Here is a 21,385-nt window from a genome sequence, read left to right as displayed (position 1 = left end):
CCGGTGCCCGGCGGGGCACGGTGCCGCGGTGATCACCACGTGAAGCGCCGGACGTCCTGGCCGCGCCGCCTGTGGCGCGCCGCCCGCGGGTCGCTGTGGCCCCTCCCGGTGGTCGGGGTGGTGGTCGCCATCGGGCTCGGCGTCGCCCTCCCGGCCCTGGACGAGGCGCTGGAGGGAGCCGACGGGAGCAGCCCGCTCACCTTCGTCTTCGGCGGCGGGCCGTCCGCGGCCCGGGACGTGCTGGCCGCCATCTCCGGGTCGCTCATCTCCGTCACCGGGCTGGTCTTCTCGCTGACCGTCGTGGCCCTGCAGCTGAGCAGCAGCCAGTACAGCCCGCGGGTGCTGCAGACGTTCGTGACCGACCGGGTGGTGCAGCTGACGCTCGGCCAGCTGGTGCTCACCTTCGTCTACGCCCTGTCGGTGCTGCGCACGGTGCGGACCGAGGACGCCGGGACGTCGGCGCAGGCCTTCGTGCCGCGGCTGTCGATCACCGTGGCCTACGTGCTGACCCTCGGCGCGGTGGTCGCGCTGCTGCTGTTCCTCGGCCACCTCGCCCGGTCGCTGCGGGTCGAGACCATGCTGCGCGACGTCCACGACGAGGCCATGCGGACCTACGACGAGGAGCTCGGCAGCGACCCCGACGGCCCGGGCCCGGTGCTGCCCGGGGGGCGGCCGGAGCCGGTGGTCGTCGGCTCCAGCGGGTTCCTCGTCGACGTCGACGACCGGGTGGTGGCCCGGGCGGCGGAGCAGGCGGGCGCGGTGGTGCTGCTCGAGCCGTGCATCGGTGATCCCGTGCTGGCCGGCGTGCCGGTCGCGCACGTCTGGGCCCCGCCCGGCAGCGACCTCACCCCGGTCCGGGTGGCGGTCGAGGCCGGCCTGCGGCTGCACCACGAACGCTCCGCCGACCGGGACGTCGCCTACAGCCTGCGCAAGGTGGTCGACATCGCCGCCCGCGCGCTGAGCCCGGGTGTGAACGACCCGACGACGGCGGTCCACGCCCTCAGCCACGTCTCGGCCCTGCTCGGGGACCTGGCCCACCGCCCGCTGGGGCCGGCGGTCACCGTCGACGAGCAGGGCGGCACCCGGCTGGTGGTGCCGCAGCGGTCCCTGGAGTCGCTGGTCCGGCTGGGCCTGGAGGAACCGGTGCAGTACGCGGAGGGCTCGCCCGCGGTGCTGCGCCGGCTGGCCGGGGTGCTGCGCGAGCTGGCCTGGCGCGCGCCCGACGGGCGGCTGGACACGGTGCTGCGCACCTGGCTCGACCGGGTCTGCGCGGTGGCCGGGCGGACGGCGGACCTGGACGCCGAGGAGGTACGGGGCTGGCGGACCGACGTGGAGGACGCGCTGGCCGGGCGCTGGCGGCGGGCCTGGCCGGAGGGGGCGGCCGCCACGGAGCGCACACTCCAGGGGTGAACCCGGCCGAGGTCGTCGCGCGGCTGCGCGCCGCCGGGTGCGTGTTCGCCGAGGAGGAGGCCGCGTTGCTGGCCGCCGACGGCCGCGACCTCGACGCCCTGGTCGCCCGGCGGGTGGCCGGGGAGCCGCTGGAGCAGGTGCTCGGCTGGGTCGCCTTCTGCGGCCTCCGGGTGCTCCTGGACCCCGGCGTCTTCGTGCCGCGCCAGCGCACCGCGCTGCTGGTCGAGGAGGCGGTCGCGCTGGGCGGCCGGGTGGTCGTGGACCTCTGCTGCGGCTCCGGTGCGGTCGGCCTCGCGGTGGCCGCGGGGCTCCCGGACGCCGAGCTGGTCGGCGCGGACGTCGACCCCGCCGCGGTCGCCTGCGCCCGGCGCAACGGCGTGGGTGCCCGGGCCGGGGACCTGTTCGACGCCCTGCCGGAGCACCTGCGCGGGCGGGTGGACCTGCTCTGCGTGAACGCCCCCTACGTGCCCACCGACGCGATCGCCGACATGCCGCCGGAGGCCCGCGACCACGAGCCGGCCACGGCGCTGGACGGCGGGGCGGACGGGCTGGACCTGCACCGCCGGGTGGCCGCCGGCGCCCGGGGCTGGCTGGCCCCGGGCGGCTCCCTGCTGCTGGAGACCAGCCGGCGGCAGGCGCCCGGCACGCTGGCCGCGGTGACCGCCGGCGGGCTGGCCGCCCGGCTGGTCACCGACGACGACCGCGGTGCCGCGGTCGTCGTCGGCACCCGGGTCAGGGGTTCGTGATCAGGTCCATGTTCAGCTGGGCGCCGGCCATCAGCCCGGCGGCCATCGAGGCGACCACCTGGCCCATCGGCTCGACCGCGTTGCCCGCCGCCCACACCCCCGTCACCGGCGTCCTCCCGGTGGGCTCGGCGACGATCTTGGTGCCCAGCACCAGGTCGCCCATCCGCAGCTCCTCGACCGGCAGGTCCAGCCCGGCCAGGTGGTCGGTGCGGGCCCGCACGAAGGAGGTGACGACCAGCGCCTCGCGGGCGACCACCTCGCCCGAGGCCAGCCGGACCCCGGAGAGGCGGTCGTCGGTCACCTCGACCCCGGCCACCGCGCCCTCGACCACCTGCACGCCGCGCGCGTCCAGCGTCGCCCGCTCCTCCGCGGTCGGGGAGTACCCGTGCGCGAAGAGGACGACGTCCGGGCTGAGCTGGGAGAACATCAGCGTCGAGTGCACCGACACCGGGCTGGTGGCCAGCACCCCGATCGCCTGGCCGCGCACCTCGTAGCCGTGGCAGTAGGGGCAGTGCAGGACGTCGCGGCCCCACCGCTGGGCCAGGCCGGGGACGTCGGGCAGCTCGTCCACCCCGCCGCCGGCCAGCAGCAGCCGCCGCGCGGTCAGCGCCCCGCCGTCGGCCAGCTCCACCACGAACCCGCCGTCGGTGCGCCGGGCGTCGACCACCCGCCCGTCCACCACCCGGCCGCCGTAGCCCTCGAGCTCGCGCCGGCCGATCGCCAGCAGGTCACGGGGCGCGATGCCCTCGTGGCCCAGCACGTTGTGCGCCCCGTCCGCCGGGGCGTTGCGCGGCCGGTCGTCGTCCACGACCACCACCGACCGCAGCGAGCGGGCCAGCGCCTTAGCCCCGCTCAGCCCCGCCGGACCCCCACCGATGACCACCACGTCCGCATCCATGCCGACGACGATGCGGCCCACCGCGCCGGTACCGCAACGATCCGTGCCGATCCGGCAAACCGTCGACGCGACCCTCAGACGGTGACCCGGGCCAGCGGGACCAGGGGCTCGCGGCCCAGCTCGCTCCTGGCCAGCGACCGCAGGTGCACCTCGTCGGGCCCGTCGAACAGCCGCATCGCCCGGTGCCAGCCGGCCATCGCGGCCAGCGGGGTGACGTCGGTGACCCCCGCGCCGCCGTGGGTCTGGATGGCCCGGTCGATCACCGAGGACGCCGCCCGCGGCACCGCGACCTTGGCCATCGCGACCAGGTCCTTGGCCGCCTTGTTGCCCTCCGTGTCGATGACCTGGCAGGCCTGGTGGCAGATCAGCCGGGCCTGGTCGAGCTCGATGCGGCTCTCGGCGATCTGGTGCTGCACCACGCCCTGCTCGGCCAGCGGCCTGCCGAACGCGACCCGCTCCCGCACCCGGGCGACCATCATCGCCAGGGCCCGCTCGGCCGCCCCCAGGGCGCGCATGCAGTGGTGGATGCGACCGGGCCCGAGCCGGGCCTGCGCGGCGGCGAACCCGCCGCCCTCCTCGCCGATCACCGCCGACACCGGGACCCGGACGTCGTCGAAGCGCACCACGCCGTGCCCGTGCTGGTCGTGCTGGCCGAAGACCGGCAGGTCGCGCTCGACGGTGATGCCCGGGGTGTCGCGCGGCACGACCAGCATCGACTGCTGCCGGTGCGTGGGGGCCTGCGGGTCGGTCTTGCCCATGACCACCAGGACGGCGCACCGCGGGTCGAGCACGCCCGAGGTCCACCACTTGCGGCCGTTGACCACGTAGTCGCCGCCGTCGCGCTCGATGCGGGTCTCGATGTTGGTGGCGTCGCTGCTGGCCACCGCGGGCTCGGTCATGGCGAACGCGGAGCGGATCTCCCCGGCCAGCAGGGGTTCGAGCCACTGCTGCTTCTGCTCGGGCGTGCCGAGCAGGTGCAGCAGCTCCATGTTCCCGGTGTCGGGCGCCGCGCAGTTGGTGGCCTCGGGGAAGAGGTCCAGGCTCCAGCCGGTCAGCTCGGCCAGCGGCGCGTACTCCAGCTGGGTCAGCCCGGACTCGCTGGGCAGGAACAGGTTCCACAGCCCCTGCGCCTTCGCCTCGGTCTTGAGCCTCTCCACCACCGGGGGCACGTCGTGCCCGTGCGGGCCGGCCTCGCGGCGGGACTGCTCGTACTCCGCCTCGGCGGGCAGCACCTGGTCGCGCAGGAAGTCCACCATCCGGGCGTGCAGCTCGGTCGCACGGCTTGACGGGGTGGCGAGGGAGTGGGTCATGATCAGCCTTCCTGAACACGTGCGCCGCTGCACGGTGGCGGCACGCTAGCAGCGGGGTCCGACGGTCCCGGGCGAGGAGGGCGACGTGGCGGCGGGCATCGGGGCCTCGATCCGGCGGCTGCGCACCGCGCGCGGGATCAGCCTGCGCGCGCTGGCGGCCGGCCTCGGCGTCAGCCCGGCGACGCTGAGCGCGGTGGAGAACGGCCACACGGGGGTCAGCGCCGTCCGGGTGGCGGCCATCGCCGAGCTGCTCGGCGTCCCGGTGGCCCGGGTGTTCGACCCCGACGGCCGCGGTCCGGGCCCCGACGTCCTCACCGGGCTGCCGGCCCCCGGCCCGCCGGCACCCGCCGACGGCGACTGGCGGCACTACGGACCGCTGCAGCTGGACCCGGCGCTGACCGCGGCCCTGGTCGGGTTCGTCGAGGTCGGCTACCACGGCTCCACCATCCGCACGATCGCCGCGCGCGCGGGGTTGTCGGTCTCCGGTCTCTACCACTACTACGAGAGCAAGTACGACATGCTCGTCGCGCTGCTCGACCGCACGATGGCCGACCTCGACACCCGGGTCCGCGCCGCCCGCGCGGAGGGTGCCGACCCGGTGCAGCGGGTCGCGTTGCTGGTCGAGTGCCTGGCGCTGTTCCACTCCCACCGGCGGGCCACCGCGTTCCTCGGGGCCAGCGAGATGCGCAGCCTCGCCCTCGCCGACTACCAGCGGGTGGCCGCGGTCCGCCGCGCCCAGCAGCAGGCCGTCGACGAGGAGGTGGCCGCCGCGGTCGCCGCGGGTCAGCTGTCGGTCGGCGACCCCCGGGCGGCCGCCCGCGCCGTCGTCACGCTGTGCACCGCGATCCCGCAGTGGTTCCGGCCGGACGGCCCGCTGACGCCCGAGGACGTCGCCGAGCAGTACGTCGACTACGCCCTGCGGCTGCTCGGCGGGGCAGCGTTGCGCGACCGTGGCGACGACCTTGACCCCCCTCGCCTGTGACCTGCATCATCCTGCACGCCAGCGCGGACCGGACGAGCGTCCGGTCGTGCGGGTCCCTGCCGCTCGACGAGGAGACGACATGACCAGCACCGAGAAGCCCGAGGTCCCCGACCTGACCGACCTGCTCGCCGACTCGCCGACCAACTGGGGCAAGTGGGGCCCCGACGACGAGGTGGGCGCGCTGAACTACCTCACCGCCGACGAGGTGCTGCGCGGCATCGCGCACGTGAAGAAGGGCGAGGTGCACACGCTGCAGCGCCTGATCGGTGACCCGAAGGGCGACCCGGTGTGGCCCGGTCGCACCCCGGCGGAGCGCACGCAGATCCTCGACGAGTCCAGCTGGGACGGCTCCGACGCCCCGTCCTACCCCGGCGGCCTGCACTACGCCGACGACAAGATCAACGCGTTCCTGCAGGGCTCCACGCAGTACGACGCGCTGGGCCACGTCTGGTACGGCGGCAAGATCTGGAACGGCTACGACGCCCGCACCACCGTCGGCGGCCTGCAGAAGGCCAGCGTCGAGCCGATCGCGCAGAAGGGCGTGGTCGGTCGCGGCATCCTGCTGGACATGGCCCGCTTCCGCGGCAAGCGGACGCTGGACAAGGCCGAGACCTTCACCCACACCGACCTCGAGGAGTGCGCGCGGGCGCAGGGTGCGGAGATCCAGAAGCGCGACGTGCTGGTGATCCGGACCAACTTCCTGCAGCTGTTCCACGACCAGGGCGAGGCGTTCTACGAGGGCTTCTGCGAGCCGGGCCTGGTGTACAGCCCCGAGCTGGTGCAGTGGTTCCAGGAGATGGAGATCCCCAACCTGGTCACCGACACGATCGCCAACGAGGTCACCTTCGACCCCAACAACGGGACGGCGCTGCCGCTGCACAGCGCGCTGATGCGCAACCTCGGGGTCACCCTCACCGAGATCGCCGACCTGGAGACCCTCGCCGACAGCTGCGCCGAGGACGGCCAGTACACGTTCCTCTACGCCGCCGCCCCGCTCAAGGTGCACCTGGGCTCGGGGTCGCCGGTGAACCCCCTGGCGATCAAGTGAGCGTCTACACCGACAAGCCGTGGCTGGCCCTCTACGGGGAGGGTCAGCCGGCCTCGATCACGCCCGAGCACGCCACGCTGCTCGACGTCTTCCGGGCCACGGTGGGAGCGACCCCCGACGCGGTCGCGATCAGGTACTTCGACGGCTCGCTGACCTACGCCGACCTCGACGCCGCCTCCGACGCCCTCGCCCTGGGGCTGCTGGAGGGCGGTTTCGCCCACGGCGACCGGATGGGCCTCTACGTGCAGAACGACCCGGCCTTCGTCATCGGGCTGCTCGGCGCGTGGAAGGCCGGCGGGGCCGCGGTCGCGATCAACCCGATGAACAAGGCCGCCGAGCTGACCTACCTGCTCACCGACTCCGGGGCCACGGCGCTGCTGTGCCTGGACGAGCTGTACGACACCGTGGCCCGCGGCGTGCTGCCGGGGACGCAGGTCCGCACGGTCATCACCTGCTCGGGGCTGGACCACCAGACCCGTGCCGACCCCCGGCTGTTCGACGGGACGACGAAGTCCACCCCGGAGGGCACCACCGACCTCGACGAGCTGGTCGCCCGGTTCGCCGGTCAGCAGCCGCCGCCGGTGGAGCTGTCCGGCGACGACATCGGGGTGCTGACCTACACCTCGGGCACCACCGGCCGGCCCAAGGGTGCGATGAACACGCACTCGACCATGACGTTCAACGCCTACACCTACCGCGAGTGGATGCGGCTGGGCCCGGACGACGTGGTGCTCGGCGTGGCCCCGCTGTTCCACATCACCGGGCTGATCGGGCACGTGGCCATCGCCGTGCTGGTCGGCTGCCCGCTGGTCATCGCGCACCGGTTCCACCCCGACGTGGTGCTCGAGGCCATCCGGGAGCACCGGCCGACCTTCACCGTCGGCGCCATCGCGGTGTTCATCGCGCTGGGCAACGCCGAGGGCGCCACCCGGGAGGACTTCTCCTCGCTGCGGGCGGTCTACTCCGGCGGCGCGCCGATCGCGCCGGCGGTGACCGACCAGCTGGAGGAGAAGCTCGGCGTCTACGTGCACAACATCTACGGGCTCACCGAGACCAACAGCCCCTCGCACGGCGTGCCGATGGGCGTGAAGGCCCCGGTCGACGAGAACTCCGGCGCGCTGAGCGTCGGGGTGCCGGTCTACGACACCGTGGTCCGGGTGCTCGGCGAGGACGGCGAGGAGGTGCCGGTCGGCGAGGTGGGGGAGTTCGCCACCGCAGGTCCCCAGGTCGTGCCCGGCTACTGGGAGCGGCCCGACGCCACCGCGGAGTCCATCCCCGGCGGTGAGCTGCGCACCGGCGACGTCGGGTTCATGGACGCCCAGGGCTGGTTCTTCCTGGTCGACCGCAAGAAGGACATGATCAACGCGGCCGGCTACAAGGTGTGGCCGCGCGAGGTGGAGGACGTGCTCTACGGGCACCCCGCCGTCCGCGAGGTCGCCGTGGTCGGCATCCCCGACGAGGTGCGCGGCGAGACGGTGAAGGCCTACGTCTCGACCAAGCCGGGGGCCACCGTGGACCCCGACGAGGTCATCGCCTGGGCCAAGGAGCGGATGGCCGCCTACAAGTACCCGCGCCACGTCGAGGTGGTCGAGGAACTCCCCAAGACCACCACCGGCAAGATCCTCCGGCGCGAGCTGCGCGCCCGGAACTGACGCACGCGGGCCCCGGGACCGCGGTGGTTCCGGGGCCCGCGTGCGGGGGTCAGTGCTGGCGGCGGCGGCCGACCAGGACGGCGCCGGTGCCGGCCAGCAGGAGGACGGTGCCCAGGGCGGTGAGGGGGAGGGCGGTGTCGTCGCCGGTGGCGGCGAGGGCGCCGGTGGTGATCCGCCCGTCGGCGTCGACGGTGAACGCGGTCTCGACGAGCAGGGGGGTGCCGTCGGCGGCGGTGGCCTCGAGGACGAGACGGTGGGCGCCGGCGGGGACGTGCGCGGGGAGGGTGGCACTGACCTGCACGGTGCCGTCCGCGGGCGCGGACCCGGTGAGCAGGACGACCGGGGTGGAGTGCAGGGTGACGGTGTAGGTGCTGCCGGGCTCGAGGCCGGTGGCCGCCACCGTGAAGGGCGCACGGGCGGCCACGCTGCCGGCGCCGCCGACCAGGGTGATCGAGGCGGCGCCCGCACCCGGGACGGGGTCGGTGGTGGGGACGGCGGCCCACTGGGCGTAGAGGGTGACGCTGGCGGTGAGGGTGGTCGTGGCGCCGGCGGCCCTGGCGGTGCCGCTGCCGTCGGCGGCGGTGTTCCAGCCGCTGAACCTGTAGCCGGCGCGGGTGAGCCCGGTGCCGTCGGCGACGGTGACCGTGCCGCCGGTGCGCGCGGTCTGGGTGGCCGGGACGGTGCCGGTGCCGCCGTTGGGGTCGTAGGTCAGGGACTCCGGAGCCGCAGCCAGCCGGAGGACCCGGTTCGCGGTCGCTCCGTCGTAGGTCGTGAAGTCACCGAGGACGTAGACGTCGCCGTCGGTACCGCTCACCACGACGTTCACGCCGGCGTCGGGACCGGTGCCGGTGCGGAGGGTGGTGTCGAGCGCGCCGGTGGTGGTCAGGCGGGCGAGGTGCGGGGTGGGCACGCCGTCGTAGGTGGTGAACCTGCCACCGACGAGGACCTCGTCGGTGCTGTCGATCGCCAGGTCGTAGATGTCGTCGTCGACGCCGCTGCCCGTGGTGAAGGTGGTGTCGAGGGCGCCGGTGCTGCTGAGACGGGCGACCTGGCGGGCGGGGGCGCCGCCGTAGGTGGTGAAGTCGCCGGCGACGACGATCCTGCCGGTGCTGTCGATCGCCGGGTAGAACGCGCTGCCGTCGAACCCGCTCCCGGTGGTGAAGGTGGTGTCGAGGGCGCCGGTGGGGGTGAGGCGGGCGATGCGGGGGGCGGGGACGCCGTCGTAGTGGGTGAAGTTGCCGCCGACGAGGACCCTGCCGGTGCTGTCCACCGCCACGCTGGACACGGCGCCGTCGAACCCGCTCCCGGTGGTCGTGAAGGTGGTGTCCAGCGTGCCGTCGGGCAGGTAGCGGGCGATGCCGTTGCGGCTGACGCCCTCCGCGCTGGTCAGACCGCCGACGACGACGAGGCGGCCCTGGGGGTCGAGGACGGCGTCGAGCACCAGGCCACCGATGCCGATCGGGGCGAAGGCGGTGTCACGGGTGCCCTCCGACGGCGCGGCCTGGGCGGTGCCGGCGCCCAGGGCGACCGCAGCGGTGCCGAGGAGCAGGGCCAGCAGGGTCGACAGCAGACGCCTCGTGCCGTGGTCATCGGCAGGACCCGGGCCGGGTTGACCACGGGACGGGGCCGCGGTGCAGGGTGCGGCCCTCCTGGTTCCGCGAGGAGAACTTCCGGTACTCCACCGGCCGGTTCCGTGGAGATCCGCCGGTGGGGTACCGCATACTGCCGACGTGGCCACGACGCGTGGTGAGGGCGACGGCGACCGGGACGTGCTCCTGGCCCGGCTCGCCGTGGCGACCGACGCCGCGGGCCTGGGCCTGTGGGACTGGGACCTGCACACCGACGAGCTGGTCTGGGACGACCGCAGCCGGGCGATCTTCGGCCTGACCGGCGTGGAGCTCACCGGCACCGTCGCCGACATCGACCTGGCCATCCACCCCGACGACCGGCCGGTCGTGCAGGGCGCGCTCGACGAGGCGATCGTCGGCGGGGACCTGCTCGACGTGGAGTTCCGGGTGGTGCACCCCGACGGCGCGGTGCGGTGGGTCGCCGCGCTGGGCCGGGTGCTCCTGGACGGCGCCGGCGCGCCGGTGCGCATGGTCGGCACCAACGTCGACGTCACCGACGGCCGCGAGGCGGCGCAGCAGCAGTTCGCCGACGCGACCCGGATGGCGGGTCTGGTCACCGTCGCCGAGGAGCTGGGCCGGGTCGAGACCGTGGGCGGCGCCCTGGCCGTGGTCACCCGGCACGCGGCCGCCACGCTCGGCACCACCGGGGTCATCCTCTGCCTGACCGAGGAGGACGGCTCGGCGGTGACCACCTACGTCGACGCCCCGCTGGACGCCGCCACGGTGGACACCGTCCGGCGGCTGCCCGCCGACTTCCCGCTCCCGATGGTCGACTCCGCGGTCCACGGCCGGTCGCACTTCGTCCCCGACCTCGAGGCCGCGGCCGCGCAGTTCCCCGGCGGGGTCGGCGTCTGGCGCCGGTCGGGCGTGCGCTCGGGCTGCTCGGTGCCGCTGCGCTCGTCGCGGCGGCTGATCGGGTCCCTCGCCCTGGGCCAGCGGACCGACCGGCACTGGCGGCCGGCCGACCGGGAGTTCGTCGGCGCCCTCGGTGCGCTGACCGCGCAGACGATCACCCGGATCGCCTCCGCCGACGCGGCGGCCGAGGCGGCGTCGGCGGTGGCCCGGCTGGCCGAGACGCTGCAGCGCTCGCTGCTGACCGCGCCGCCGGAGCCCGACCACCTGCACGTCGTCCCGCGGTACCTGCCGGCCGCGGCCGAGGCGCAGGTCGGCGGCGACTGGTACGACGCCTTCCTCGGCCCCGACGGCGCCACCCACCTGGTCATCGGCGACGTCACCGGCCACGACCGGGAGGCCGCGGCCGCGATGGGCCAGCTGCGCAACCTGCTGCGCGGCATCGTGTGGGCCTCGGGCGGCACGCCGGCGCAGGTGCTGACCACCCTGGACCGCGCGGTCACCGGCCTCGACGTCGGCACCCTGGCCACCGTGCTCGTGGCCCGGGTGGAGCAGGCCGGCGCCGGCCGGGTGCTGCGCTGGTCCAACGCCGGCCACCCCTCGCCCCTGCTCGTGGACGGCGACGGCGAGGTCGTGCTGCTGGAGGGCCGGGACCTGCTGGTCGGCGTCGACCACACCGCCGACCGGCACGACCACGAGGTCCCGCTGGTCCCGGGCAGCACGGTGCTGCTGCACACCGACGGCCTGGTCGAGCGGCGCGGCAGCGACCTGGACGCCGGCACGGCCACGCTGGTGCAGACCGTGGGCCGGCTGGTGCGGGCCGGGGTGGGCCTGGAGGAGCTGTGCGACCGGGTGCTGGCCACCGTGCCGCGGCACCCGGAGGACGACGTGGCGCTCATCGCGCTGCGCGCCCACCCGGAGGACCTGCCCCGCCCACGGGAGGCCGGGCCGTCCGCCGTCCCCGAGCTGCCCAGCACCGCCGGGTAGCGTCGCGCCCAACCACGGCAGTGCGGAGGAAACCGGTGCGATCCCGGTGCGGTCCCGCCACTGTGACCCCTCGGGGGAGCCAGACACTGCGGCTGCCGTGCCCCACGAACTCCGGGCGCGGACCCGGGGGAAGGCTCACGGTGCGCACCTTCACGCTGCTCTCGACGTCCGACACCGACCTGCTGGCCGCCCGCACGAGTGACTCCGACTGGCGGCTGGGCAACCCCTACCGCGTCGGCGACCTCGTCGAGTTCGCCCGCGGCACCGACCTGGTGGTCTTCCGGATCCTCGGGTCGAGGCGCAAGTACGAGGACATGGTCGCGCCGCTGCTGGGCCTCGGCGTCCCGGTCGTGGTGCTGGGCGGCGAGCAGCTGCCCGACGCCGAGCTGATGGAGCTCTCGACCGTGCCGATGGGCGTGGCCACCGAGGCGCACGCCTACCTCGCGCAGGGCGGCCCGGACAACATCGTGCAGCTGCACCGCTTCCTCGCCGACACCGTGCTGCTGGACGGCGAGGGCTTCGAGCGCCCCGCCGAGGCACCGGCCTGGGGAGTGGTCGACCGGGCCACCACGGCGACCGGGCCGCGCGTCGCCGTCCTGTACTACCGGGCGCACCACCTGGCCGGGAACACCGCCTTCGTCGACACCCTGTGCGCGGCGGTCGAGACCGCCGGCGGGGTGCCGGTGCCGGTCTACACCGCCTCGCTGCGCGCGGTGGACCCCGCCATGCTCGACGTGCTGCGCACCGTCGACGCCATGGTCGTCACGGTGCTGGCGGCCGGCGGTTCACGGCCGGCCACCGCCCAGGCCGGCGGGGACGACGGCGCCTGGGACGTCGGCGAGCTCGCCCGGCTCGACATCCCGGTCGTCCAGGGCCTGGTGCTCGGCAGCGACCGCGAGACCTGGGCCGGCAACGACGACGGCCTGTCCCCGCTGGACGTCGGCAACCAGGTCGCCATCCCCGAGTTCGACGGCCGGATCATCACCGTGCCCTTCTCCTTCAAGGAGGTCGACGCCGACGGCCTGACCTCCTACGTGCCCGACCCCGAGCGGGCCGCCCGGGTCGCCGGCATCGCCGTCGCGCACGCCCGGCTGCGGCACACCCCGCCGGCCGAGCGCAAGGTCGTGGTGATGCTGTCGGCGTACCCGACCAAGCACGCCCGGATCGGCAACGCGGTGGGCCTGGACACGCCCGCCTCCGTCGTCCGGCTGCTGGCCGCGATGGCCGGGCAGGGCTACGACACCGGTCCGTTCGACGGGCCGGGCTCGCTGCCCGGCGTCGCGGACCTGGACGGCGACGCGCTGGTGCACGCGCTGATCGAGGCCGGCGGCCAGGACCCCGACTGGCTGACCGCCGAGCAGCTGAGCGGCAACCCGGTGCGCATCCCGGCCGCGGCGTACCGCGCGTACTTCGACACCCTGCCGACCGAGCTGACCGACCGCATGGTCGAGCACTGGGGCCCGCCGCCGGGGCAGCTGTTCGTCGACCCCACCGACGACTGCATCGTGTTCGCGGCGCTGCGGGCCGGCAACGTCGTGGTGATGGTGCAGCCGCCGCGCGGGTTCGGCGAGAACCCCATCGCGATCTACCACGACCCCGACCTGCCGCCCTCGCACCACTACCTGGCCGCCTACCACTGGCTGCGCTCGGAGTTCGGCGCGCACGCCCTGGTGCACGTGGGCAAGCACGGCAACCTGGAGTGGATGCCCGGCAAGACCGTGGGCCTGTCCGCCTCCTGCGCGCCCGACGCCGCGCTGGGCGACCTGCCGGTGGTCTACCCGTTCCTGGTCAACGACCCGGGCGAGGGCAGCCAGGCCAAGCGCCGGGCGCACGCGGTGCTGGTCGACCACATGGTGCCGCCGATGGCCCGCGCCGACTCCTACGGCGACATCGCCCGGCTGGAGCAGCTGCTCGACGAGCACGCCAACATCGCCGCGATGGACCCGCCGAAGCTGCCGGCCATCCGCCAGCAGATCTGGACGCTCATCCAGGCCGCGAAGATGGACCACGACCTGGGCCTGGAGGACCGGCCGCACGACGCCGAGTTCGACGAGATGATCCTGCACGTCGACGGCTGGCTGTGCGCCATCAAGGACTCCCAGATCCGCGACGGCCTGCACGTCTTCGGCTCCCCGCCCGAGGGCGACGCCCGGGTGGGCCTGGTGCTGGCGATCCTGCGCGCCCGGCAGATCTGGGGCGGCGCGGTCGCGATGCCGGGCCTGCGCGAGGCGCTCGGCCTGGTCGAGGACGGCACGGCGGGCCTGGCGGAGACCGACGCCGTCGAGGCCCGGGCGCTGGCGCTGGTCGAGGGCCTGGAGGCCGCCGGCTGGGTGTCCTCGGCGGTCGGGCCGGTGGTGGCCGAGGTGCTGGGCGGCCCGCACGCCGAGGTGGAGCGGGTGCTGCACTTCGCCGTCGACGAGCTGGTGCCGCGGCTGGCCCGCACCACCGACGAGATCGACATGGCGCTGCACGCCCTGGACGGCGGCTACGTGCCGGCCGGGCCCTCGGGCTCGCCGCTGCGCGGGCTGGTCAACGTGCTGCCGACCGGCCGGAACTTCTACTCCGTCGACCCGCGCGCCGTCCCGTCGCGGCTGGCTTGGGAGACCGGGCAGGGCCTGGCCGACGGGCTGCTGGAGCGCTACCGGTCCGAGGAGGGCTCGTGGCCCGCGTCGGTGGGCCTGTCGGTGTGGGGCACCTCGGCGATGCGGACCAGCGGTGACGACGTCGCCCAGGTGCTGGCCCTGCTCGGCGTCCGGCCGGTCTGGGACGAGGCGTCCCGCCGGGTCAAGGAGCTCGAGCCGATCCCGCTGGCCGAGCTGGCGCGGCCGCGGATCGACGTCACGGTGCGCATCTCCGGCTTCTTCCGGGACGCCTTCCCGCACGTGGTGACCATGCTCGACGACGCCGTCACCCTGGTCGCCGGCCTGGACGAGTCGCCCGAGGACAACTACGTCCGCAAGCACGTGGACGCCGACGTCGCCGACCACGGTGACCGCCGCCGGGCCACCACCCGGGTCTTCGGCTCCAAGCCCGGCGCCTACGGGGCGGGCCTGCTGTCGCTGATCGACAGCCGCGACTGGCGCACCGACGCCGACCTGGCCGAGGTCTACGCGGTGTGGGGCGGCTACGCCTACGGCCGCGACCTGGACGGCGTCGCCGCGCGGGGCGACATGGAGACGGCGTACCGGCGGATCGCGGTGGCGGCGAAGAACATCGACACCCGCGAGCACGACATCGCCGACTCCGACGACTACTTCCAGTACCACGGCGGGATGGTCGCCACGGTCCGCGCGCTGACCGGCGCCTCGCCGAAGGCCTACATCGGCGACTCCACCCGGCCCGAGCACGTGCGCACCCGGTCGCTGGTCGAGGAGACCTCCCGGGTCTTCCGCGCCCGGGTGGTCAACCCGAAGTGGATCGCCGCGATGCGCCGGCACGGCTACAAGGGCGCCTTCGAGATGGCCGCGACCGTGGACTACCTGTTCGGCTACGACGCCACCACCGGTGTGGTCGCCGACTGGATGTACGAGAAGCTGACCCAGAGCTACGTGCTCGACCCGGAGAACCGCGCGTTCCTGGAGGAGTCCAACCCCTGGGCCCTGCACGGCATCGCCGAGCGGCTGCTCGAGGCCGTCGACCGGGAGCTGTGGGCCGAGCCGGACCCGGAGGTCCTGGCCCAGCTGCAGCAGGCCTACCTGGAGACCGAGGGCGACCTCGAAGCCGGACCCCGCACCCCTGCCGAGAGGACCTCGTGACCCACCGCCGTTCCGCCCTGCTCGTCCTGCCCGCCGCGCTGCTCCTGGCGGCGTGCGGGTCCTCGACCTCCTCCGGTGGGGGCTCCTCGTCCGGTGCGGCGACCGCGTCCTCGCCGGCGGTGCAGGGCCCGACGACCGGTGCGGCGGCGTGCACCGGGGCGCCGGCGACCGCGGAGGCGCCGGCCTCGGTGTCGGCGGACCTGTCGGTGCAGCCGGAGGTGACCGGGACCGACGCCCCGCCGCCGTGCGGGCTGGTGGTCTCCGACGTGGTGGCCGGCGACGGGCCGGTGGCCGGGTCCGGGTCGGACGTCGAGGTGAAGTACGTGGGCGCGTTCTACGACACCGGCGAGACCTTCGACGCGTCCTGGAACCGCGGCGCGGACTCCACGCTGCCCTTCACCGCGGGCGCCGGCCGGGTCATCCAGGGCTTCGACCAGGGCGTGCAGGGCATGGCGGTCGGCGGCCGGCGGGTCATCACCATCCCCAGCGACCTGGGCTACGGGCCGGCCGGCCAGGGCCCCATCCCCGGCGGCGCCACCCTCGTCTTCGTGGTGGACCTGGTCTCCGTCGGCTGACCCACCCTCAGCCGGGGGGCAGCAGGACCGCCGCGGCCAGCAGGGTGGCGGTGGCGGCGACCTCGCCGGTGGCGCCCATGACGTCGCCGTTCACCCCTCCCAGCCGGGCGCGGGCCCGCCGGTGCAGCAGCTCGCCCGCGGCCAGCCCCAGCACGCCGGCACCCACCAGCCGGGCGCCGAGCGCGAGGTCGCCCAGCCAGGCCGCCGTCCCCAGCACGCACAGGACGGCGACGGCGGCGCAGCCGGCCAGCCACACCCGCGACACCGTGCCGGCGACCGCCGCGGCCAGCGACGAGCCCGCCGCCACCGGGACGCCGGGCAGCCCGCAGCGGGACATGGCCAGCCGGGCGGCGACCACCGCCGTCCATAGCGCCAGCCAGCCGCCGTCGAGGGCCAGCAGCGAGGCCAGGCAGGCGACCTGCAGCAGCAGGGTGAGCACCAGCGTGGCGACGCCGAAGGGCCCGACGTCGCCGGCCCGCATCACCTCCAGGGCCCGCTCCCGGCCGCGCAGCGGACCCAGGCCGTCGGCGGTGTCGGCCAGCCCGTCCAGGTGCAGCCCGCGGGTCAGCCAGGCCAGCAGGCCCACCGCCAGCACCGCGCCGACCAGCGGGGAGGCCCACCGCGCCCCGAGCCAGCCGGTGAGGGAGGCCAGGTCGCCGAGCACCAGGCCGACCAGCGGCGCCCACGGGAGCACGCCCCGCGGCGACGGGTTGCCCCGCACCCGCGCGGTCGTCAGCCAGGCGAAGGCGGCCCTCACCGCAGGCGCTGGGGCAGCCCGGCGACGACGAACCAGACCTCGTCGGCGGTCGCGGCCAGCCGCTGGTTCACCGTGCCGAGGGTGTCGCGGAACAGCCGGCCCGACGAGGTCTCGGGGATGACGCCCAGGCCGACCTCGTCGCTCACCGCCACCACGTGCGCCGGGGTCATCACCCACGCCTCGAGCAGCTCGTCCACCCGCCGGGAGAGCCGGTCGCGGGCGCGCTGGCCGCCGTCCCACACCCCGCTGGCGTCCATCATCGCCGTCACCCAGGTGGTCACCGAGTCGACCAGGTAGGTGCCCGGCACGACCAGCTCGCCGGGGTTGGTCGTCTCCCTGGTGGTCCAGGTCGCCGGACGCCGGGCCTGGTGCGCGGCGATGCGGGCCGCCCAGTCGGCGTCACCGGGGCGGGGGTCCGACGTCGCGAGGTAGACGACGTCGTCACGGCCCTCGAGCAGCGACTCGGCGTGCGCGGACTTCCCCGACCGGGAGCCGCCCAGCACCAGCGTGCGGCTCACAGCTCGAGCCGGGTGATCGAGCCGTTGTGCGGGGTGGTGTGCGGCATCGCCTCGGGGCCGTGCCCGGCGACCACGGCCTGCGCGGCCCGGATGGTGTCGCCGTGGGTGACCAGTGCGACCACGTCGGCCGGGGGAGCGGCCTGCAGGTCCGACAGGTACCCGGCGACCCGGGCGTGCAGCTGGGCCAGGGACTCCCCGCCCTGCGCCGCCCAGTGCACGTCGGTCCAGTCGACGACGTCCCACAGCTCGCGGGAGGGCCGGCCCTCGAGCACGCCGTAGCCCTGCTCCCGCAGCGCCGGGGTGGTGGTGAACCGGCGCCCGGTGGCGGCCATGCAGTGCTCGGCCGTCTGCACGGCGCGGTGCAGGTCGCTGGCCACCATCGCCCCGGGCCGCAGCTCCCGGAGCTCGGCGGCCGCGGCCCGGGCCTGCTCGTGGCCGAGCTCGGACAGCGGCACGTGCGCCGTCTGGCCCTGCATCAGGCCCGCGGCGTTCCAGGTGCTCTGTCCGTGGCGGACGAGCAGGACGGTGGTCATCGAGGGGGAGCCTAGGGTCGGGGAGTGACCATCCCGATGCGGCCACCCACCGACGGCCCCGGCGCGGCCGCCCTCGGCGCCCGGCGCGGCGCCCCCCGGAGCCGTCCGGCCGGCCCCGACCCGCTCGCCCCGCTGCTGGACCTGCCCGGGGTGCGGGACGCCGCCGAGGCCGCCCGCACCGCCGTCGACCGGCTGCTCGGGCACAAGGTGCTGCGCCGGGAGTCCGCCGGGGTGAGCTCGGAGTCCGCGCTGCGCGGGGCCCGGGCGTCCGCGGCGCTGGAGGGCGTGGACGTCCCGCTGGCCCAGGTGCGCACCGGCGACGTCTCGGAGCCGACGCTGCAGGGCGCGCTGCGGGTGTCGGTGGCGCTGGGCTCGATGGTGGAGACCTGGGACCGGGCGCCGGGCCAGGTGCTGGCCCGGATGCACGTGCTCGCCGCCGCCGATCTGGCCCCGGCCGACGACCTGGGCCGCCCGTCGGCGCAGGCCGGCCCGCGGCTGGGCGGGGTCTTCGCGCTGGTCACCGGCGCGACGTCGGCGCCCGCCGTCCTGGTGGCCGCGGTGGTGCACGGCGAGCTGGCCGCGGTCGAGCCGTTCGCCGTCGGCAGCGGGGTCGTGGCCCGGGCCGCGGGCCGGCTGACCGGCATCGCCCGCGGCCTGGACCCCAAGGCGGTGTCGGTGCCCGAGGTCGGGTTCGCCGAGCTGGGCGCCCCGGCCCACGCCGCCGCGCTGGCCGGCTACCGCAGCGGTACCCCCGAGGGCGTCGCGGGCTGGCTGGTGCACTGCGCGCGGGCCACCGAGCTCGGCGCCCGCGAGGGCCTGGCGATCTGCGAGTCCCTGCTGCGCGGTTGAGACTGGGGCAATGCGCTCCCTCGACGTCGACGGTCTCGGTCAGGTCTCCCGGATCGGGCTGGGCACCTGGCAGTTCGGCTCCCGCGAGTGGGGCTACGGCGACGACTACGCCGACGCCGGGGCCACCGCGATCGTCCGGCGCGCGCTCGAGCTGGGCATCACGCTCTTCGACACCGCGGAGGTCTACGGCCCCGGCAAGAGCGAGCGCATCCTGGGCGCCGCGCTCGCCGACCGGCGGGACGACGTCGTCCTCGCCTCCAAGGTGCTGCCGGTCGCGCCGTTCCCGAAGCTGGTGCGCAAGGCGTGGCAGGGCAGCGCCCAGCGGCTCGGCGTCCGCCGGATCCCGCTGTACCAGGTGCACCAGCCCAACCCCGTCGTCCCCGACACCGTGACGATGAAGGGCATGGGTGCGCTGCTCGACGAGGGCCGCATCGGCGCCGTCGGCGTCTCCAACTACTCCCTCGACCGCTGGCGGGAGGCCGACGCCGCGCTCGGCCGGCCCGTGGTCAGCAACCAGGTCGAGTTCTCCCTCGCCGCGGCCGGGCCGCTGGCCGACCTGGTGCCGTTCGCCGAGGCCGAGGACCGGCTGGTCATCGCCTACAGCCCGCTGGCGCAGGGCCTGCTGGGCGGGAAGTACGGCGTGGACAACCGCCCCGGTGGCGTGCGGGCGATGAACAAGCTGTTCGGCACCGAGAACCTGCGCCGGGTGGAGCCGCTGCTGGCGGTGCTGCGCGAGGTCGCCGACGCCCACGGCGTCGCCCCCGCCCAGGTCGCGCTGGCCTGGTTGCTGGCCCAGCCGCGCACGGTGGCCATCCCCGGGGCGTCCAGCGTGGAGCAGCTGGAGTTCAACGCGGCCGCGGCCGACCTCGACCTGGCCGCCGACGAGGTCACCGCGCTGACCGCCGCGGCCCTCTCCTTCGACCCGCAGTCGGCGGTGAGCACCCTGGCCGAGCGGGCCCGGGAGGAGGCCGGGCCGCTGCTGCAGCGCGCCGCCCCCGTGCTCGGCAAGGTCAAGCAGGCCCTGCGCCGCTGAGCCCGGCCAGCCGGCGGACCAGCGCCAGGCCCGCGGGGCTGCCCGGCCAGTGCCGGGTGAGCGCCCCGGGCCCGGCCGCCCGCACCACCGAGCGCAGCACCAGCGCCACCACCACGGCGTCGTCGGCGTACCCGACCACCGGCAGCACGTCGGGGACCAGGTCGACCGGCGAGGCCAGGTAGACCAGCAGCAGGACCAGCCGGACCCGGACGCCGCGGGGCAGCGACCCGTCCCCGGCCAGCCGCCTGACCAGCCGGACGACGTCGGGCAGCAGCCGCCACGCCTCCCGGGTCGGCACCGTCTCCGGGTGCCGGCGGGCGTAGGCCCACAGCAGACCCAGCAGGACGGCGTAGACCAGTGCCAGCCCGGCGAGGACGCCGAGCAGCACCTGCCACCAGCTCATCCGCGGGCCATCAGTCGGTGCCGACCTCCATGGCGGCCCGGTCGAGCAGCTCGTCCTCGGGGCTGGCCTCCCCGCGCGAGGCGATCGCGTCGGCGCCGCCGGCCTCCAGGGAGCCGACCAGGTCCGCGTGCGAGCCGAGCATGCCGATGGCGGCGTACTGCTCGAGCTTGGCGCGGGAGTCGGCGATGTCGAGGTTGCGCATGGTCAGCTGACCGATCCGGTCGACCGGGCCGAAGGCGGAGTCCGTCGTCCGCTCCATCGACAGCTTGTCCGGGTGGTAGCTGAAGGCCGGGCCCTGGGTGTCCATGATCGTCCAGTCCTCGCCCCGCCGGAGCCGGAGCGTGACCTGGCCGGTGACCGCCGCGCCGACCCAGCGCTGCAGCGACTCGCGCAGCATCAGGCCTTGCGGGTCCAGCCAGCGGCCCTCGTACATGAGCCGGCCCAGCCGCCGGCCCTCGCGGTGGTAGGTCTCGAGGGTGTCCTCGTTGTGGATGGCGTTGACCAGCCGCTCGTAGGCGATGTGCAGCAGCGCCATGCCCGGGGCCTCGTAGACGCCGCGGCTCTTGGCCTCGATGATCCGGTTCTCGATCTGGTCGCTCATGCCCAGCCCGTGCCGGCCACCGATCGCGTTGGCCGCCAGGACCAGGTCGACGTCGGAGTCGAAGCGCTGCCCGTCGATGCTCACCGGCCGGCCCTGCTCGAAGCCGATCGTGACGTCCTCCGGGGTGACCTCGACCTCGGGGTCCCAGAACCGGACGCCCATGATCGGCTGCACGATCTCGATGCCGGTGTCCAGGTGCTCCAGCGACTTGGCCTCGTGGGTGGCGCCCCAGATGTTGGCGTCGGTGGAGTAGGCCTTCTCGGTGGAGTCGCGGTAGGGCAGGCCGTGCTCGACGAGCCACTCGCTCATCTCCTTGCGGCCGCCGAGCTCGGTGACGAAGTCGGCGTCCAGCCACGGCTTGTAGATCCGCAGCGCCGGGTTGGCCATCAGGCCGTAGCGGTAGAAGCGCTCGATGTCGTTGCCCTTGAACGTCGAGCCGTCGCCCCAGATCTGCACGCCGTCCTCGAGCATCGCCCGGACCAGCAGCGTGCCGGTGACCGCGCGCCCCAGCGGCGTGGTGTTGAAGTAGGCGCGCCCGCCGGAGCGGATGTGGAAGGCGCCGCAGGTCAGCGCGGCCAGGCCCTCCTCGACCAGTGCGGCGCGGCAGTCGACCAGCCGGGAGATCTCGGCGCCGTACTGCGCCGCCCGGCCCGGGATGGAGCCGATGTCGGTCTCGTCGTACTGGCCGATGTCGGCGGTGTAGGTGCAGGGGACGGCGCCCTTGTCGCGCATCCAGGCGACCGCCACGGAGGTGTCGAGACCACCGGAGAAGGCGATGCCGACGCGTTCGCCGACGGGGAGGGACGTCAGTACCTTGGACACGACAAGAGATTATGCACTGCTCCGCA

General features: G+C 75.1%; 18 protein-coding genes and 1 riboswitch. Of the genes, 10 read left to right on the top strand and 8 right to left on the bottom strand.

Going from position 1 to position 21,385, the window contains the following annotated elements; translation table 11 throughout:
• Positions 1-39 precede the first annotated feature (39 nt).
• Both BM158_RS10115 and BM158_RS10110 read left to right on the top strand, forming a co-directional pair.
• Positions 40-1,410: a DUF2254 domain-containing protein gene (locus BM158_RS10115; RefSeq protein ID WP_165628884.1), complete on the top strand. Its 1,371-nt coding sequence runs from the start codon at positions 40-42 to the stop codon at positions 1,408-1,410.
• A complete protein-coding gene (locus BM158_RS10110; protein ID WP_091557449.1) occupies positions 1,407-2,156 on the top strand; it encodes a putative protein N(5)-glutamine methyltransferase in 750 nt (249 codons plus the stop codon). Before BM158_RS10115 ends, BM158_RS10110 begins: the two co-directional genes overlap by 4 nt.
• Here the strand turns inward: BM158_RS10110 and BM158_RS10105 are convergent.
• Together BM158_RS10105 and BM158_RS10100 are read right to left on the bottom strand one after the other, a co-directional pair.
• Positions 2,143-3,054, bottom strand: a complete 912-nt coding sequence (locus BM158_RS10105) for an NAD(P)/FAD-dependent oxidoreductase (RefSeq protein WP_091558741.1) — start codon at positions 3,052-3,054, stop codon at positions 2,143-2,145. The two genes, BM158_RS10110 and BM158_RS10105, sit on opposite strands and share 14 nt — an antisense overlap.
• Positions 3,055-3,128: 74 nt before the next feature.
• On the bottom strand, positions 3,129-4,364 hold the full coding sequence (locus BM158_RS10100; protein ID WP_091557445.1) for an acyl-CoA dehydrogenase family protein: 1,236 nt from the start codon (positions 4,362-4,364) through the stop codon (positions 3,129-3,131).
• A gap of 85 nt (positions 4,365-4,449) precedes the next feature.
• On the opposite strand from BM158_RS10100, the gene BM158_RS10095 reads away from it, so the two are divergent.
• The 3 genes from BM158_RS10095 (at position 4,450) to BM158_RS10085 (ending at position 8,046) form a co-directional block, all read left to right on the top strand.
• A complete protein-coding gene (locus BM158_RS10095) occupies positions 4,450-5,346 on the top strand; it encodes a TetR-type transcription factor C-terminal domain-containing protein (RefSeq protein ID WP_091557441.1) in 897 nt (298 codons plus the stop codon).
• A gap of 79 nt (positions 5,347-5,425) precedes the next feature.
• Positions 5,426-6,394, top strand: a complete 969-nt coding sequence (locus BM158_RS10090; protein ID WP_091557438.1) for a cyclase family protein — start codon at positions 5,426-5,428, stop codon at positions 6,392-6,394.
• Positions 6,391-8,046, top strand: coding sequence for a class I adenylate-forming enzyme family protein (locus BM158_RS10085; RefSeq protein WP_091557435.1), 1,656 nt, complete (start codon positions 6,391-6,393; stop codon positions 8,044-8,046). Before BM158_RS10090 ends, BM158_RS10085 begins: the two co-directional genes overlap by 4 nt.
• A 49-nt stretch (positions 8,047-8,095) precedes the next feature.
• Here BM158_RS10085 and BM158_RS10080 read toward each other — a convergent pair whose 3' ends face one another.
• Positions 8,096-9,487 (bottom strand): InlB B-repeat-containing protein, encoded by a 1,392-nt coding sequence (locus BM158_RS10080; RefSeq protein ID WP_165628883.1) that lies wholly within the window; start codon positions 9,485-9,487, stop codon positions 8,096-8,098.
• Positions 9,488-9,776: 289 nt separating this feature from the next.
• Between BM158_RS10080 and BM158_RS10075 the strand changes: the two genes are divergently transcribed.
• From BM158_RS10075 to BM158_RS22410, 3 genes are all read left to right on the top strand, one after another.
• On the top strand, positions 9,777-11,513 hold the full coding sequence (locus BM158_RS10075; protein WP_165628882.1) for a PP2C family protein-serine/threonine phosphatase: 1,737 nt from the start codon (positions 9,777-9,779) through the stop codon (positions 11,511-11,513).
• A gap of 27 nt (positions 11,514-11,540) precedes the next feature.
• Positions 11,541-11,600, top strand: a riboswitch (cobalamin riboswitch).
• Between the two features lie 53 nt (positions 11,601-11,653).
• Entirely contained in the window at positions 11,654-15,268 is a 3,615-nt protein-coding gene (cobN, locus tag BM158_RS10070; protein ID WP_191328693.1) for a cobaltochelatase subunit CobN, read from the top strand.
• A complete protein-coding gene (locus BM158_RS22410) occupies positions 15,265-15,843 on the top strand; it encodes an FKBP-type peptidyl-prolyl cis-trans isomerase (RefSeq protein WP_229827710.1) in 579 nt (192 codons plus the stop codon). The genes cobN and BM158_RS22410 overlap by 4 nt, the downstream gene beginning before the upstream one ends.
• A 7-nt stretch (positions 15,844-15,850) precedes the next feature.
• On the opposite strand, the gene BM158_RS10060 is transcribed toward BM158_RS22410, so the two are convergent.
• Genes BM158_RS10060 through BM158_RS10050 form a run of 3 tightly spaced genes read right to left on the bottom strand, consistent with a single transcriptional unit; the run spans position 15,851 to position 17,651 of the window.
• Positions 15,851-16,600 carry an adenosylcobinamide-GDP ribazoletransferase gene (locus tag BM158_RS10060; protein ID WP_207506370.1) on the bottom strand — a complete coding sequence of 250 codons (750 nt, stop codon included), beginning with the start codon at positions 16,598-16,600 and terminating at the stop codon, positions 15,851-15,853.
• On the bottom strand, positions 16,597-17,118 hold the full coding sequence (cobU, locus tag BM158_RS10055) for a bifunctional adenosylcobinamide kinase/adenosylcobinamide-phosphate guanylyltransferase (protein ID WP_091557427.1): 522 nt from the start codon (positions 17,116-17,118) through the stop codon (positions 16,597-16,599). The genes BM158_RS10060 and cobU overlap by 4 nt, the downstream gene beginning before the upstream one ends.
• On the bottom strand, positions 17,115-17,651 hold the full coding sequence (locus BM158_RS10050) for a histidine phosphatase family protein (protein ID WP_091557423.1): 537 nt from the start codon (positions 17,649-17,651) through the stop codon (positions 17,115-17,117). The genes cobU and BM158_RS10050 overlap by 4 nt, the downstream gene beginning before the upstream one ends.
• Positions 17,652-17,675: 24 nt before the next feature.
• Here BM158_RS10050 and BM158_RS10045 point away from each other — a divergent pair, with 24 nt between their 5' ends.
• Together BM158_RS10045 and BM158_RS10040 are read left to right on the top strand one after the other, a co-directional pair.
• The gene (locus BM158_RS10045) at positions 17,676-18,500 is read left to right on the top strand and encodes an oxidoreductase (protein ID WP_229827711.1); all 825 of its coding nucleotides are present in this window, start codon (positions 17,676-17,678) and stop codon (positions 18,498-18,500) included.
• A 10-nt stretch (positions 18,501-18,510) separates the two neighbouring features.
• Positions 18,511-19,533, top strand: a complete 1,023-nt coding sequence (locus BM158_RS10040; RefSeq protein ID WP_091557421.1) for an aldo/keto reductase — start codon at positions 18,511-18,513, stop codon at positions 19,531-19,533.
• On the opposite strand, the gene BM158_RS10035 is transcribed toward BM158_RS10040, so the two are convergent.
• Both BM158_RS10035 and argG read right to left on the bottom strand, forming a co-directional pair.
• Entirely contained in the window at positions 19,511-19,936 is a 426-nt protein-coding gene (locus tag BM158_RS10035; protein WP_091557418.1) for a YkvA family protein, read from the bottom strand. The two genes, BM158_RS10040 and BM158_RS10035, sit on opposite strands and share 23 nt — an antisense overlap.
• A 10-nt stretch (positions 19,937-19,946) precedes the next feature.
• The gene (argG, locus tag BM158_RS10030) at positions 19,947-21,359 is read right to left on the bottom strand and encodes an argininosuccinate synthase (protein ID WP_091557414.1); all 1,413 of its coding nucleotides are present in this window, start codon (positions 21,357-21,359) and stop codon (positions 19,947-19,949) included.
• Positions 21,360-21,385 lie beyond the last annotated feature (26 nt).

The organism is Klenkia taihuensis (assembly GCF_900112525.1).
Taxonomy (GTDB): Bacteria; Actinomycetota; Actinomycetes; order Mycobacteriales; family Geodermatophilaceae; genus Klenkia; species Klenkia taihuensis.
This window is presented reverse-complemented; position numbering and strand designations above follow the sequence as displayed.